11 protein-coding genes are annotated in these 14,778 nt (G+C 43.9%); 2 read left to right on the top strand and 9 right to left on the bottom strand.

The annotated features are described in order from the left end of the window. Window positions 1-19: 19 nt before the first annotated feature. The 3 genes from ACED45_RS19670 to yfbV all read right to left on the bottom strand — a co-directional run bounded on the left by ACED45_RS19670 (window position 20) and on the right by yfbV (window position 3,482). Window positions 20-1,486 (bottom strand): GGDEF domain-containing protein, encoded by a 1,467-nt coding sequence (locus tag ACED45_RS19670; protein WP_371714824.1) that lies wholly within the window; start codon window positions 1,484-1,486, stop codon window positions 20-22. A 260-nt stretch (window positions 1,487-1,746) separates the two neighbouring features. After that, the gene (locus ACED45_RS19665) at window positions 1,747-2,712 is read right to left on the bottom strand and encodes an ABC transporter substrate binding protein (RefSeq protein ID WP_048659730.1); all 966 of its coding nucleotides are present in this window, start codon (window positions 2,710-2,712) and stop codon (window positions 1,747-1,749) included. A gap of 317 nt (window positions 2,713-3,029) precedes the next feature. Then, window positions 3,030-3,482 (bottom strand): terminus macrodomain insulation protein YfbV, encoded by a 453-nt coding sequence (yfbV, locus tag ACED45_RS19660; RefSeq protein WP_048662069.1) that lies wholly within the window; start codon window positions 3,480-3,482, stop codon window positions 3,030-3,032. Window positions 3,483-3,825: 343 nt separating this feature from the next. Here yfbV and ACED45_RS19655 point away from each other — a divergent pair, with 343 nt between their 5' ends. Both ACED45_RS19655 and pta read left to right on the top strand, forming a co-directional pair. Continuing rightward, window positions 3,826-5,022: an acetate kinase gene (locus ACED45_RS19655; RefSeq protein ID WP_017107306.1), complete on the top strand. Its 1,197-nt coding sequence runs from the start codon at window positions 3,826-3,828 to the stop codon at window positions 5,020-5,022. Between the two features lie 147 nt (window positions 5,023-5,169). Then, window positions 5,170-7,335 carry a phosphate acetyltransferase gene (gene pta, locus ACED45_RS19650; protein ID WP_048659731.1) on the top strand — a complete coding sequence of 722 codons (2,166 nt, stop codon included), beginning with the start codon at window positions 5,170-5,172 and terminating at the stop codon, window positions 7,333-7,335. 82 nt (window positions 7,336-7,417) lie between these two features. On the opposite strand, the gene ACED45_RS19645 is transcribed toward pta, so the two are convergent. From ACED45_RS19645 to ACED45_RS19620, 6 genes are all read right to left on the bottom strand, one after another. Continuing rightward, window positions 7,418-8,356 carry a glutathione S-transferase family protein gene (locus tag ACED45_RS19645; protein WP_055319723.1) on the bottom strand — a complete coding sequence of 313 codons (939 nt, stop codon included), beginning with the start codon at window positions 8,354-8,356 and terminating at the stop codon, window positions 7,418-7,420. 198 nt (window positions 8,357-8,554) lie between these two features. Beyond that, a complete protein-coding gene (gene oppF, locus ACED45_RS19640; RefSeq protein WP_017062172.1) occupies window positions 8,555-9,541 on the bottom strand; it encodes a murein tripeptide/oligopeptide ABC transporter ATP binding protein OppF in 987 nt (328 codons plus the stop codon). Continuing rightward, window positions 9,538-10,509, bottom strand: a complete 972-nt coding sequence (locus tag ACED45_RS19635) for an ABC transporter ATP-binding protein (protein ID WP_012603544.1) — start codon at window positions 10,507-10,509, stop codon at window positions 9,538-9,540. The genes oppF and ACED45_RS19635 overlap by 4 nt, the downstream gene beginning before the upstream one ends. Before the next feature lie 42 nt (window positions 10,510-10,551). Further along, a complete protein-coding gene (oppC, locus tag ACED45_RS19630) occupies window positions 10,552-11,454 on the bottom strand; it encodes an oligopeptide ABC transporter permease OppC (RefSeq protein ID WP_019823598.1) in 903 nt (300 codons plus the stop codon). 15 nt (window positions 11,455-11,469) lie between these two features. After that, window positions 11,470-12,390, bottom strand: a complete 921-nt coding sequence (gene oppB / locus ACED45_RS19625) for an oligopeptide ABC transporter permease OppB (RefSeq protein WP_017067676.1) — start codon at window positions 12,388-12,390, stop codon at window positions 11,470-11,472. A gap of 113 nt (window positions 12,391-12,503) precedes the next feature. Further along, window positions 12,504-14,135 (bottom strand): ABC transporter substrate-binding protein, encoded by a 1,632-nt coding sequence (locus ACED45_RS19620; RefSeq protein ID WP_371714823.1) that lies wholly within the window; start codon window positions 14,133-14,135, stop codon window positions 12,504-12,506. Window positions 14,136-14,778: the final 643 nt, after the last annotated feature.

Here is a 14,778-nt window from a genome sequence, read left to right as displayed (position 1 = left end):
TAACAATTCAACAACGTGGCTAAAATTCGAGACGATCTTTACCCGTCGTCTTAGCCACGTACAGCTTTTCATCGGCGTACTTAAATATCTCATCGAAGTTAAGCTTACTTTGCTCAGTTTCAACAATGCAGACACCGCCAGATACCGTAAATCCATTTGGAATAATGTCGGCTGAAGTGGAACAAATCGCATTCTTCACCCGCTCTAAAGTTCTCATCAAAGTTTCACGATCTTCGCCTCTCATATAAACGACAAACTCTTCACCGCCAAATCGTGCTGCTACGTCACTGCTTCGTACACTGTTACCTATCTGACGTGACATATAACGAATCACATCATCACCCTTGTCGTGGCCGTAGGTGTCGTTAATTGACTTAAAATCATCGATATCAAATACAGTTAAGGCAAACAATTGATCGTGCTCTACGCTGCGCCAGAATGCTTCTAAGCCGCGACGATTCAATAAACCTGTCATTGGGTCTTTGGCCGCGAGATCTTTGAAGTAACCACGTTCAATATTGGAATTGACGTAGAAAAAGATAGTTACAGAGAACAGATAGACAATGATGGCAACAATAAGACTGTCTTTCTCATAAACGAAAAAGTGCTCAACCTCTTTCTCGATGTCTAACTCGTAATACATCGCATGGTGAGACGCGACACCATCTAGTTTGATCTCATGGTAGAAAGCTGCAGAATCTATCGGGGTAGCTAAAGTGGTGTCAATAATATCGATTCGACCTGCTAGATGTTGGTTCGAATTAGCAAGCAGCCTGCCAACATTAATATCCACCGACAGCATCCCTTGGTGAACGCCTTTATGGAATACAGGGATCGTCATACTAATTATACGGTCAAGGGAATCAAAACGATAACCAGGGCCTGAAAGGGTGAGTTGGTCAGGGTTGTTGGCTGTTTTCTGCCAGTAAGGACGACTCTTTATAGTCGAGAGCAGCTCTTTGCTCAGCCCTTTGGCAAAATCTTCTGGTGAAGAGATCACATAGCCGCTCGTATCAATAAAGTGCACGCCATCATGGTATTCATCAAGCTGGGATAAAAATGAAAGAATAGGAGCTAACGCTATTTTTTCTGACGCGCTCTTATAACTATCACTGCTTTCAGAACAAAGAGACTCTTGACCGATTAGCATATAATCGATATCGACAGAAGGAATGTCTGAAGTTTTACCATCTGCGAGGAGTAACACATCAATAGGCCAGATTTGGCAAAGCCCATCCACAACTTGTTTGTTGTGATCGAGAAAGAGAGGGTTTCCAGATTTGTAGTAGTTGGAGAAGCTGTAGTCTAGGGCAGTCGCCACTTTTGTGGTTCTTTTGAACACATCTTCAATACGATGAAACTCACTACTGATATCTTTTTCTACCGCGTCAAAATGGTTCTTTCCTATTAGGCTAAGTAACATCGCGGCGATCACTGCGGGAAACCCGAAGACAAAGGTAAGGCTAAAGTGCCTATTTACTTTCATATAGTGTGCTCTTAGCGTTCAGCTATTTTCATTTGCCCCATTAATATTATTACATTAATCGGCAATTCGCTCGACGTAAAATAATGTAAATTGATATTAACAACGCACCTAACGGTAAAATAACCGCTTACAAATGAATAAAATAGAGAAGCGCGAACATATAGAGCAGGTTAGTTCTGTTTATCTGAGCCCATTCCTATGCTGTTAATAATATGACTTATGACTTATGACCTATTAGTTCACCTAACACCAAACTCAATTCACCGGCTAACGATTGCACGATCAATCACAGACTGAGGCACTGTCACGCCAAGCTCACGAGCAGCTTCTAAATTCACCACCAGCTGAGAACTCTGCGCAGTTTTGACACTTAGCTTCCCGGGCTTCTGTCCGTTCAGAATGGCAGCCACATAGTCTGCGGTTTGTACACCAACGTCATAGTAATCTAAGCCTAAACCTGCAATCGCGCCCTTTCCGACATAAGATGTGGCACCTGCGACGACGGGTGTATCCGTTTGGTTAGCCGCGTTGATAAGACCTTCCATGCCGCTCGCAACAGTATTGTCCGTTAAGGCGTAGATAACATCCGATTTCTTTGCCACTGATTCTGCTTTTGATTCCACATCATCAATGGTGAGTGCTCTTTCTGTGTAAAGAGTAAAACCAAAGTCTCGCGTCGCTTTCTTTAACAGCCCAACCAAGGCAACTGCATTTGCCTCTGCAGGGTTGTACACCACACCAATTGAATTAGCTTCAGGAAGCAGTTCTTTGATTAATGACACATGTTGAGTGATCGGAGATAAATCAGAAAGTCCCGTAACATTGCGCCCCGGCTTTTCCAGTTGTTTGACTAGCCTAGCGCCGATAGGATCGGTAACCGCAGTAAACACGATAGGAATAGAGCGAGTCGCCGAAACTAGGGCTTGTGAAGTCGGTGTTGCAATACCAACCAATACATGAGGATTTTCACTGACAAGCTCTCTGGCAATTTTGGCGGCTTGCGCTGGATTTCCGTCCGCCATTTCATAAGAAAACTCTAAGTTCTTACCGGGTTCATAACCTTTAGCTCTTAATCCTTCAAGAAGCCCTAGACGTGTCGCATTCAAATCTGGATGGTCTACGACCTGTGACACCGATACCTTGGCAATATTTGCTACCGCACTACTAGCCCACAACAACAGACAACCACTCAACGCCGTCGTTAATACTTTTCTTACAAAACCCATCAATACTTCCTTCATCAAGCGCTCATTGTTATTGCTCGATCTAGAGAGAACACAACATTAAACTCACTATTGACATTATTACCAGTAAGCTTTGATGACTTGAAGTGATATTTAACAAAAACACAACAAAGCTCGAATTATGCGTCAAAAGGCTAGTTGGGTTGAATCCGTAGGTAAGAAACGAAGTGAATAACAAGAGGTAAATGAAACGATCAACAAAGAGTAAGATGAACCAACAGGATCAAGAGGAACTAATCTGAGAACATGCCATCACAATGTACAGCTGTTCTCAGAAGATAGGGAGAAGTGAGGTTTTCTTAGAACCAGCGTTCCATTGAAGATTTGTCTAACTGACGGAATGCACGATTCAGAATGATCGCCAATTCCTTATAACGAGGGCGTGGCTTCATTGGCTCTAACGCAAATCCCGTTTCAGTGATCTTCTCGTGCAGTTCGCGGTACCAGGATACTAGCGCTGGCGGAAGTTGTGTATTTGAGCGGTTACCTAACCACCACATGCCTTGAAGCGGCAAACTAATAGCAAACAAAGCCATAACCACAGCTTGTGGCATCGCTTGGTAATTATTAAAGGCCATTTGCGTAAGAACGCTGATAGCAGCTATCGCGGGCATCACCTTAACACCAAAGCGCGTCGCTTTAATGATGCGTTGCTCAGGGAAAATAGCGTTTAACTCTTTTCGAACAGGCCAGAGATCCATGTACTTTTGGCCATCTTTTAAACTGCTCGCTAAACCAACTCTATTGCTCATATGAGTCTCCCATTAAAAAAAAGTTGAAACCATCAACTAAAAACACAAAAATTTGACGAAAAATAATATTCTTTCAAATTTTTTTGTTATATTTGCACAATATCGCTATTATTTGCAGACCTCAATCTCATTGTTGCCCTTATTTACAATTTAAGCAACTTTGAGAAGACTTCTGCAAGGAATGCACAAGCCTCTTTTTTTGAAAAAGCGCGCTTTCACTTTATACGGAAATTAACGTTTTTTTGACCAAGGTTAGTACGCAAGCTACCGTGCTTCGTCTATTCTTGAGATTAATTTTCATCCTTAACTGATTTCGATCAGAAAAATTAACAGGTAGTCATTAATGTCTAAGCTAGTTTTAGTTTTAAACTGTGGTAGTTCTTCTCTTAAATTCGCTGTGGTTGATGCAGAAACAGGTGCTGAGCACCTAACTGGTCTTGCTGAGTGTCTGGGTCTTCCAGAAGCTCGTATGAAGTGGAAACTTGATGGCAAGCATGAAGCACAACTAGGCGCGGGCGCAGCTCACGTAGAAGCACTATCTTTCATGGTAGAAACTATTCTTGCTTCTAAGCCTGAGCTTAAAGCTAACCTTGGCGCTATCGGTCACCGTATCGTACACGGCGGCGAGCAGTTCACTTCTTCTGCACTTATCACTGATGAAGTACTTAAGGGTATTCAAGACGCTGCGACTTTCGCACCTCTTCACAACCCAGCTCACCTTATCGGTATCGAAGCGGCTCAACAGAACTTCCCTGGTCTACAAAACGTTGCTGTATTTGACACTGCGTTCCACCAAACAATGCCTTCTGAGTCTTACCTATACGCTCTACCGTACAACCTGTACAAAGAGCACGGCATCCGTCGTTACGGCATGCACGGTACTTCTCACCTATTCATCACTCGTGAAGTTGCAGGTCTACTAAACAAGCCAGTTGAAGAAGTTAACATCATCAACTGTCACCTAGGTAACGGCGCTTCTGTATGTGCTATCAAGAACGGTCAATCTGTAGATACTTCTATGGGTCTTACTCCTCTTGAAGGTCTTGTAATGGGTACTCGTTGTGGTGACCTAGATCCTGCGATCATCTTCCACCTACACGACGCTCTTGGTTACTCTGTTGAAGAAATCAACAACATGCTAACTAAAGAGTCTGGTCTTGCTGGTCTAACTGAAGTGACTTCTGACTGTCGTTTCGTTGAAGACAACTACGGTGAGAAAGAAGAAGCAACTCGTGCAATGGACGTGTTCTGTCACCGTCTAGCTAAGTACGTTGCTGGTTACACTGCAACTCTAGAAGGTCGTCTAGACGCAATCACTTTCACTGGCGGCATCGGCGAGAACTCTGGCCCAATCCGTGAAATGGTTCTTAACCGCCTAGGCATCTTCGGCATCGAAGTTGACGGTGAAGCTAACCTTAAAGCTCGTTTCGGCGGCGAAGGTACTATCACTACAGCTAACAGCCGTATCCCTGCAATGGTTATCTCTACTAACGAAGAGCTAGTAATTGCTGAAGACACTGCGAAACTAGCAGGTCTTTAATTGATTTTCCTGACTAGCTTCACTCGAAGCTAGTCAGTTTTTCATATCAAGAAAATGGGGCTCAACTTCTATTCCTACCCCAATTTAAATATCGGTGGGAATAGCAGTTGAGCTTTTTTTATTTCCAATAGTCAAAGGTGTTCGTCAATGTCACGTACTATTATGCTTATCCCTACAAGCGCTGGTGTTGGTCTTACTAGTGTTAGCATGGGTGTTCTTCGCGCTATGGAGCGTAAGGGCGTAAGTGTTTCTTTCTACAAGCCAATCGCTCAGCCTCGCAGCGGTGGTAACCAGCCAGATCTAACGTCTACTATCATCAGCGCAAACAGCGACATTAAGATTGGTGAGCCAATCGCAATGACTAAAGCTGAAGCTTTGATCGGTAGCGAAAAAATGGACGAACTTCTTGAGTCTGTTGTTGAGCAATACAACAAGATCAACAAAGACGCAGAAGTAACGCTAATCGAAGGTCTAGTACCTACTCGTAAGCACCCATTTGCTAACCAAGTGAACGCGGAAATCGCGAAAACACTTGGCGCGGAGATCGTATTCGTTGCGACTCCTGGTACTGACAACCCTACGCAACTTAAAGAGCGTATCGAAGTAGCATGTTCTAACTTCGGCGGTACGAAGAACAAGAACATCAAAGGCGTAATCATCAACAAGCTTAACGCTCCTGTTGATGAAGCTGGCCGTACTCGCCCTGACCTATCTGAAATCTTTGATGATGCAGACAGCGCTCAGCAAGCGAACCTTGAAGTAATGCAAATCTTCAACTCTAGCCCTATTCGTGTTCTTGGCTGCGTGCCATGGAGCATCGACCTAATCGCAACTCGTGCGGTTGACATGGCTAAGCACCTTAACGCTGAAATCATCAACGAAGGTGAAATCGCGACTCGTCGTATTAAGAGCATCACTTTCTGTGCACGTTCTCTACCGCACATGATTGAGCACTTTAAGCCAGGTTCACTGCTAGTAACTTCTGCAGACCGTCCTGACGTTATCGTTGCTGCGGCTCTTGCTGCGAAAAACGGTGTTGAGATTGGCGCAATCCTACTTACTGGCGGTTACGACATTCCAGAAAGCATTGCTAACCTTTGTGCACCGGCATTCGCTTCAGGTCTACCAATCTTCAAAGCTCAAGGTAACACTTGGCAGACGTCTCTAAACCTACAGAGCTTCAACCTAGAAGTTCCTGCAGACGATAAAGAGCGTATCGAGTTCGTTAACGATCACGTTGCAAGCCACATCGATGGCCCTTGGATTGATTCTCTATCTGAAGGTACTCAAGGCATTCGTCGTCTAAGTCCACCAGCATTCCGTTACCAGCTAACTGAATTTGCTCGTAAAGCGGCTAAGCGTATCGTTCTTCCTGAAGGTGACGAGCCACGTACAGTTAAAGCTGCGGCTATCTGTGCTGAGCGCGGTATCGCGACTTGTGTACTTCTAGGTAACCCAGAAGAAATTCGTCGTGTTGCTGCACAGCAAGGTGTTGAGCTTGGCGCTGGCGTTGAAATCATCGATTCTGCATCAGTTCGCGAAAACTACGTAGCTCGTCTAGTAGAACTTCGTGGCGCTAAAGGTATGACTGAAGTTGTAGCTCGTGAGAAGCTAGAAGATTCAGTATTCCTAGGTACTATGATGCTTGAAGCTGGTGAGGTTGACGGCCTAGTTTCTGGTGCTGTTCACACAACGGCGAACACTATCGTTCCTCCGTTCCAGATCATCAAGACTGCTCCTGATGCTTCTATCGTATCTTCAATCTTCTTCATGCTTCTGCCTGACCAAGTTCTTGTATACGGTGACTGTGCGATCAACCCAGACCCAACAGCTGAACAGCTTGCTGAAATCGCTATCCAATCTGCAGATTCTGCTGCGGCATTCGGTATCGACCCACGTGTTGCTATGATCTCTTACTCTACTGGTGAATCTGGTAAGGGTGCAGACGTAGATAAAGTACGTGAAGCAACCAAACTTGCTCAAGAGAAACGTCCTGATCTAGTGATCGACGGTCCTCTACAGTACGATGCAGCAATCATGGAAAACGTAGCCGCTTCTAAAGCGCCTAACTCTCCAGTTGCAGGTAAAGCGACAGTATTCGTATTCCCAGACTTAAACACGGGTAACACGACTTACAAAGCTGTACAGCGTTCAGCAGATCTAGTATCTATCGGTCCAATGCTTCAAGGTATGCGCAAGCCAGTAAATGACTTGTCTCGTGGCGCTCTAGTAGACGATATCGTTTACACAGTAGCTCTAACGGCTATCCAAGCAGACCAAGCTGCACAAGCTGAAGAAAAAGTAATTAACTAATTTTTCTTTTGTAGAAAGCAAAAACCCTAGATTTTTATCTAGGGTTTTTTTATGTCTGGAGTAAAAGAACTATTTGGTAAGCCTAGACTCGTCCATGTGGCGATTCTAAATCTAGCGTGGGTCCTTTAGGGACAACCTGAGTTGGGTTAATGCCCGTGTGGCTGTAATAATAGTGACGTTTGATATGGTAAAAATCCGTCGTCTCTTGGATGCCTTCGATCTGATACAACTCTTTTAGGTAACCTTGAATATTTGCATAGTCCGTAATTCGCTGCTTGTTACACTTGAAGTGACCCACATACACAGCATCGAATCTAACCAAGGTCGTAAACAACCGCCAATCCGCTTCTGTAATCTCGTTACCCGCCAGATAACGGTGTTCGCTAAGATGGGCATCCACTTTGTCTAACGCTTCAAATAACGCGTCATACGCTTCTTCGTAGGCCTCTTGTGTGGTCGCAAAGCCGGTACGATAAACGCCGTTATTGATGTTCGGATAGATGTAGTCGTTCCATTCATCAATCTTGCTCGCCAATTCCCATGGGTAGTAATCATCAGTGTTGCCCGTTAGCTCATTAAACTCTGAGTTGAACATGCGGATGATTTCAGACGACTCGTTACTCACAATGGTATTGGTTTTCTTATCCCATAAAACAGGAACCGTGACTCGACCTGAATAGTCCGGTTTGGCTTGGGTGTAGATTTGGTGCATTCGAGTGTGACCGAACAGAGGCTCAGGCAAGCCCATTTGCCAACCTTCACTCATCATGTCGGGGCAAACTACTGTCACATCAATATGATCGGTTAGGTCTTTCAGTTCACGGAAGATCAGCGTGCGATGCGCCCACGGACAAGCTAACGATACGTATAAGTGGTAACGACCACTTTCTGGCTCAAATTGCGCACCGGCTTTATTTTCAACCCAGTTGCGAAAGCCCGCATCTTCACGAACGAACTTGCCACCGCTTTCTTTGGTGTCGTACCACACATCGTGCCAAACACCTTCAACTAACTTACCCATATCCAAACCTCTGTGATGCTAACTTTTCTCTAGTATAAAAAAAGCCAACTTTTTCAAAACTAGAAGAAGTTGGCTTAGTTGTTCGAATATTTTGATGAAACTTGTTGAGCGGACCTATAAGCCTAAGACAAAAAAAGCGCGACTCTAATAACTAGTCGCGCTTAAGCCTGTCACAGGCTGAACCGTTTTAAATAGGCTCTAGACTTGTACGTGCAAGCAAGATACTGCGTGAACGTCATCGCCTTGAATCGTTGGCTTAGTTTGCGCACACGCCTCTGTTGCTTGTGGGCAACGAGTACGGAACACACAACCTGATGGCGGATTGATTGGTGATGGTAGATCACCTTCCAACATCTGAATGGTTTTGCTGCGCTCTAAGCGAGGATCTGGAATTGGAACTGCAGACATCAACGCTTTTGTGTACGGGTGCTTAGGATCAGAGAACAAGGCATCTGATTCGCCAAGTTCTACCGCGTTGCCTAGGTACATCACCAATACGCGATCAGAGATGTGTTTAACAACCGACAAATCGTGCGCGATGAATACCAAAGACAAACCTAGCTCTTTTTGTAGCTCCTTCAGAAGGTTAACTACTTGAGCTTGGATAGATACATCCAGTGCAGAAACAGGTTCATCACAGATGATCATCTTAGGTTTCAAGATAAGCGCACGTGCAATACCAATACGCTGACACTGACCACCAGAGAATTCATGAGGGTAACGGTTGATTACGTTGGGTAGTAGACCAACCTTTGCCATCATCTCTTTAACTCTGTCCTTCACTTCTTGTTTAGAAAGTTCAGGGAAGAAAGTCTCTAGAGGCTCAGCAATAATATCGCCTACTGACATACGTGGGTTAAGCGATGCTAGCGGGTCTTGGAAGATCATCTGAATCTCTTTACGAGTCTCACGACGCTTCACTTCCTGCATCTTAGTTAGGTCTTGACCTAACCACATCACTTGACCTTCAGTCGCTTCAACCAAGCCGATAATCGCACGGGCAAAAGTCGACTTACCACAACCAGACTCACCTACTACACCCAGAGTCTCTCCTTCGTAAAGGTGAACATCAACACCATCAACCGCTTTAAGGTTTGATGGTTTTGCCCAAGGCCAAGCAGACTTAGCTGCAATGCTAAAGTGAACTTTCAGGTCTTTAATATCTAATAGTAATTCTTTACTCATTTTGTCCAAGTCTCCCAATCTGAAAAACAAGCACGCTGACGGTCTTTAGCAAATGGCTGCAAAATCGGTGCTTCTTGCTTACAACGGTCCATTACACGGTGACAACGGTCTTGGTAAGGACAACCTGTTGGTAGGCGAAGTAAGTTAGGTGGGTTACCTGGAATCGTCGGTAGAATTTCACCTTCGGTATCCAAACGAGGAATCGCTTTAAGCAGGCCTTCCGCATATGGGTGGCTTGGCTCGTAGAAGATTTCATCAACCGTGCCGTACTCCATTGTACGACCCGCGTACATCACAAGTACTTTGTCACATGAGCCAGCAACAACACCCAAGTCATGGGTGATCATGATGATTGCCGTGTTGAACTCATCTTTCAATTCGTTCAGCAATTCCATGATTTGCGCTTGAATGGTTACATCCAGTGCCGTTGTTGGTTCATCAGCGATAAGTAATTTAGGACGACACAGCAGTGCCATTGCGATCATCACACGCTGACGCATACCGCCAGAAAATTCGTGTGGGTACATGGTGATACGCTTACGTGCTTCAGGGATTTTAACCGCTTCAAGCATGCGTACTGATTCTTCAAACGCCTCTGCTTTACCCATGCCTTTGTGCAGCATAAGTACTTCCATCAACTGATCACTTACTTTCATGTAAGGGTTCAGTGACGTCATTGGATCTTGGAAGATCATTGCGATCTGTTCAGCACGAACCTTGTTCAGCGCTTTTTCAGGCAGGTTGAGGATTTCATTGCCTTCAAACTTTGCACTGCCTGAGATGATGCCGTTTTTAGCCAGCAGCCCCATCAGTGCAAATACCGTTTGTGATTTACCTGAACCCGACTCACCAACAATACCCAGCGTTTCGCCTTGGTTAAGTGAGAAGTTCAAGTCGTTTACTGCGGTTACGATACCATCTTGCGTGGTAAATTCGACGCGCAGATCTTTGACATCTAATAAGCTCATTATTGCTTCCTTAATCTTTTATAGCTTTTAATTGCTATTTCGTTATCTGTCTTTTGGATCAAGCGCGTCGCGCAGACCATCACCTACGTAGTTAAAGCAGAACAGCGTAACTACCATGAATGCCGCAGGGAATGTTAATTGCCAGATTGCAACTTCCATTGTTTGCGAGCCTTCTTGAAGCAATGCGCCCCAGCTTGTCATAGGCTCTTGAACACCAAGACCAAGGAAAGATAAGAATGATTCTGTAAGGATCATGCTTGGAATAAGCAGCGTAGAATAAACCGCTACGATACCCAGTACGTTCGGTACGATGTGACGTGTAATGATCTTCCATTTGCTTACACCACATACGTGTGCGGCTTCAATGAACTCTTTACTACGCAAGCTCAGCGTTTGACCACGTACAATACGCGCCATATCTAGCCAAGCAATCGCACCAATAGCAACGAAGATTAGGATGATGTTACGACCAAAGAACGTTACCAGGACGATTACTAGGAACATAAATGGTACCGCGTACAAGATCTCTAGGATACGCATCATCACTCGGTCAGTACGACCGCCGATGAAACCTGAAGCTGCACCGTAAAGCGTACCAATCAGTACCGCTACGAATGCGCCCATCACACCAACCATCAATGAGATACGACCACCGATAAGAGTACGAACGTACAAATCACGGCCTAAGCTATCAGTACCAAACCAGTGGTCCGCGCTTGGCGCTGCATGCATTGCGTACCAGTCAGTATCATCATAAGTGTACTGAGCAAGCATCGGTAAGAAGATAACCGCCAGTACCATAAGCGTAAGAATAAACAGGCTTACCATTGCCGCTTTGTTTCGCATAAAACGAATGCGGGCATCCTGCCACAAACTGCGACCTTCAATCTCTAAACTCTCAGAGAACTTTTCGATCGCTTCTAAATTTTCTTTTTTCTTCAACATAACCATGCGTCCCTGTTAGTAGCGAATTTTCGGGTCAATTAGCGCTAGCAAAATATCAACGATTGCGTTGAACAAGATGAATAGGAAACCAATCAAGATGGTTACACCCATTACTAGCGAGTAGTCACGGTTAAACGCGGCGTTAACAAACAGCTTGCCGATACCTGGTAGGCCGAAGATGGTTTCAACAACAACAGAACCTGTAATGATACCTACAAACGCAGGTCCCATATAAGAAACGACAGGCAGCAGTGCTGGCTTCAGTGCATGTTTTAGAACGATGTAACGGTAACTTAGGCCTTTTGCACGAGCAGTTCGGATAAAGTTACTGTTTAGCGTTTCAATCATGCTACCGCGAGTAATACGAGCAAATGTGGCTACGTAAAGAAGAGACATCGCGATAACTGGCAGGACGATGTACATATAAGTACCGCCGTGCCAACCACCTGCTGGGAATATGTTCCAGTGCAGAGAGAACAGGTAAATAAGCGCTGGAGCCAACACGAAAGATGGCATTACTACCCCGAGCATAGCGGTCGACATTATGGTGTAGTCAATCCAGGTGTTGTGCTTCAAGGCGGCAATCGTCCCGACCGATACTCCCATAATTAGGGTAAAGATAAAGGCAATAAAACCTACCTTCGCAGATACTGGAAGTGCGACTGCGATCAGCTCATTTACGGTGTAATCTTGATATTTGAATGATGGACCAAAGTCACCTTGAACGATGTTAGTCAAGTACGTGGTGTACTGTTCAAATACAGGTTTATCTAAGCCGTATTTAGCTTCGATGTTAGCCATAACTTCTGGCGGTAATGGGCGTTCGCTCGAAAACGGGTTACCCGGTGCAAAACGCATGAGAAAGAAAGATATAGTGATCAACACCAACATGGTTGGAATCGCTTCGAATATCCTTTTCATAATGAATTTAAGCATAAACTCACTCTTTTCAGTCTGTGACAATTAAAAATTAAATAGACACTGCGTGCGATTTCTCGCACACAGGTCTAAGTTAGTTATATTTTATTTTATTTTATTTTTATAGGAGGTTATTTTGCTTTGACATAAAGATCTTTTGAATAGATCTTATCTTCGGCGTTACCTTCTGGGTAACCACCTAGCTGAGGTGATACAAGACGTGTTGTAACGTACTGGTAGACTGGAGCAATTGGCATGTCTTTAGCTAGCAATTTTTCTGCTTCGATGTATAGCTTAGTACGCTCTTCTTCTGAAGTAGAGCTTAGTGCTTTATCGATAATCTTGTCATAGTCTGCGCTCTTATAGTGCTGACCAGCAGTTGTATTTTGACTAACCATCAATGTTAGGAATGAAGATGCTTCATTGTAGTCACCACACCAACCTGCACGAGCAACGTCAAAGTTACCAGTATCTTTACTGTCTAGATATGATTTCCACTCTTGGTTTTCGAGTTTCGCGTTAATACCAAGCTCTTTCTTCCACATTGATGCGATTGCTACAGCAAGCTTCTTGTGGTTTTCAGACGTGTTGTAAAGCAGGTTAAATTCAAGTGGGTTGCTCTTCGTGTAGCCCGCTTCTTCAAGAAGACGCTTCGCTTCAGCAATACGCTCTTTTTGAGAAAGTTGACCATACTCTGGAGTTACCGGGTCAAAACCAGCAGTAATTTCAGGAGTCAAGAAGTAAGCTGGTTTTTGACCTTGACCAAGAATCGCTTTCGTCACGATGTCACGATCCATCGCATAAGACATTGCTTTACGAACACGTACGTCGTCGAAAGGTGCTTTCTGTGCATTAAATTGGTAGTAATAAGTACACAGGTTACCCTTAATGTTTACATCTTCTGGGTATTCTTTCTGTAAGCGACGGAAGTGCTCGTTAGGAACTTCATATGTGAAATCTAGTTCGCCAGAGAGGAAGCGGTTCATTTCCGCTACTTGGTTTTCGATTGGTAAGAATGTTACTTTGTTAAGAACTGTATGTTCGTTATCCCAATAATTTTCGTTGCGTACTAGTTCAAGACGCTCGTTAACTACCCATTGATTTGGAACAAATGCACCATTACCAACAAAGTTTTCAGGCTTAGTCCACTGGTCACCGAATTTTTCAACAGTTGCTTTATGTACTGGCTTCACTGTTGTGTGACCCATCATCATTACGAAATATGGGACAGCTGTATCTAAAGTCACTTCTAACGTGTAGTCATCTAAAGCTTTAACGCCTAGTTCACTCTTGTCTTTCTTACCCGCAACGATGTCTTTCGCATTCGCCATCTTGGTATATTCCATGTACCAAGCGTATGGAGAAGCAGTTAAAGGATCAACCGCACGTTGGAAGCTGTAAACGAAGTCATTTGCCGTTACAGGATCGCCGTTAGACCATTTTGCGTCTTTACGTAGGTGGAAAGTGAATGTTTTGTTGTCTGTCGTTTCCCAGCTTTCAGCTACTCCTGGGATAGTATTGCCGTCGCCATCTTGGTTCACTAAACCTTCTAGAAGGTCACGAATTACGTGAGATTCTGGTACACCTTGAGATTTGTGAGGGTCGAGTGTTGCTACTTCAGTACCATTACCGCGAACCAGTTCCTGAACTTTTGCTAGTTCAGTGCCTGCTGGAACTTCAGCAGCGATAGAAAGAGTAGAAGTGGCAGCCACTGCCAAACCAGCACCTAGAAGAAGGGCCTGAGTGATTTTATTCTTGTACATTTAATAAACTCCAAGTTTTCCGTATTGCATCCATGACTTCTTTGCTTGGTTCACTAAACGGCAGTGATTTAGATTTATTTAGCTCAAATTTTAAGCATAAAAATCTAAAACCTTACAAAGATTGAGGCACACACTATCAACCATTGAAGTAATTTGCCATAAACAAGTCGCAAAAAATCGGATAATTCTCCGAATTACTCAAGGTAACAGTGTAAATCTCTAATAAAAACCTAATGAATAGTGAGTTACACATAGGGATTAATTAAAAAACAGCCTTTAGTGTTGATGTATCTGTATTGATACTTTTTTTTAGCATCTTATGCTAGAACACTGTCGGCAAATTAACATTAATGCCACATGAAATCTAATTGCACATCACATATCCCCTAAATCGACTCCACTATTTGTGAGGGTTATCACTTTATACAAAACAGCATAATGCACTGCACCAAAACAGATTTAGAAATGCACCAAGACAGACAAAATCACGTATCGAATTTATATGCAACCTGAATGAGTAATCATTTATTAATACACCACTCATTTATAAATAGCTTTATAGCACGCACAAAAAAGCCGACCTTAATAGTCTAATGCCGTTCGGATAAGCATTATTGCTTGAACCTGAACGGATATTTGGCTG

Source organism: Vibrio crassostreae, assembly GCF_041439375.1.
In the GTDB taxonomy this organism is placed as follows: Bacteria; Pseudomonadota; Gammaproteobacteria; order Enterobacterales; family Vibrionaceae; genus Vibrio; species Vibrio crassostreae_D.
This window is presented reverse-complemented; position numbering and strand designations above follow the sequence as displayed.

What these genes read in the sequence shown, in the direction of transcription:
- ACED45_RS19665 (WP_048659730.1), bottom strand. Translation starts at nt 2,712, where the DNA reads ATGGGTTTTGTAAGAAAAGTATTAACGACGGCGTTGAGTGGTTGTCTG.
- yfbV (WP_048662069.1), bottom strand. Translation starts at nt 3,482, where the DNA reads ATGAGCAATAGAGTTGGTTTAGCGAGCAGTTTAAAAGATGGCCAAAAG.
- ACED45_RS19655 (WP_017107306.1), top strand. Translation starts at nt 3,826, where the DNA reads ATGTCTAAGCTAGTTTTAGTTTTAAACTGTGGTAGTTCTTCTCTTAAA.
- oppB (WP_017067676.1), bottom strand. Translation starts at nt 12,390, where the DNA reads ATGCTTAAATTCATTATGAAAAGGATATTCGAAGCGATTCCAACCATG.
- oppF (WP_017062172.1), bottom strand. Translation starts at nt 9,541, where the DNA reads ATGAGTAAAGAATTACTATTAGATATTAAAGACCTGAAAGTTCACTTT.
- oppC (WP_019823598.1), bottom strand. Translation starts at nt 11,454, where the DNA reads ATGTTGAAGAAAAAAGAAAATTTAGAAGCGATCGAAAAGTTCTCTGAG.
- ACED45_RS19670 (WP_371714824.1), bottom strand. Translation starts at nt 1,486, where the DNA reads ATGAAAGTAAATAGGCACTTTAGCCTTACCTTTGTCTTCGGGTTTCCC.
- ACED45_RS19620 (WP_371714823.1), bottom strand. Translation starts at nt 14,135, where the DNA reads ATGTACAAGAATAAAATCACTCAGGCCCTTCTTCTAGGTGCTGGTTTG.
- ACED45_RS19635 (WP_012603544.1), bottom strand. Translation starts at nt 10,509, where the DNA reads ATGAGCTTATTAGATGTCAAAGATCTGCGCGTCGAATTTACCACGCAA.
- ACED45_RS19645 (WP_055319723.1), bottom strand. Translation starts at nt 8,356, where the DNA reads ATGGGTAAGTTAGTTGAAGGTGTTTGGCACGATGTGTGGTACGACACC.
- pta (WP_048659731.1), top strand. Translation starts at nt 5,170, where the DNA reads ATGTCACGTACTATTATGCTTATCCCTACAAGCGCTGGTGTTGGTCTT.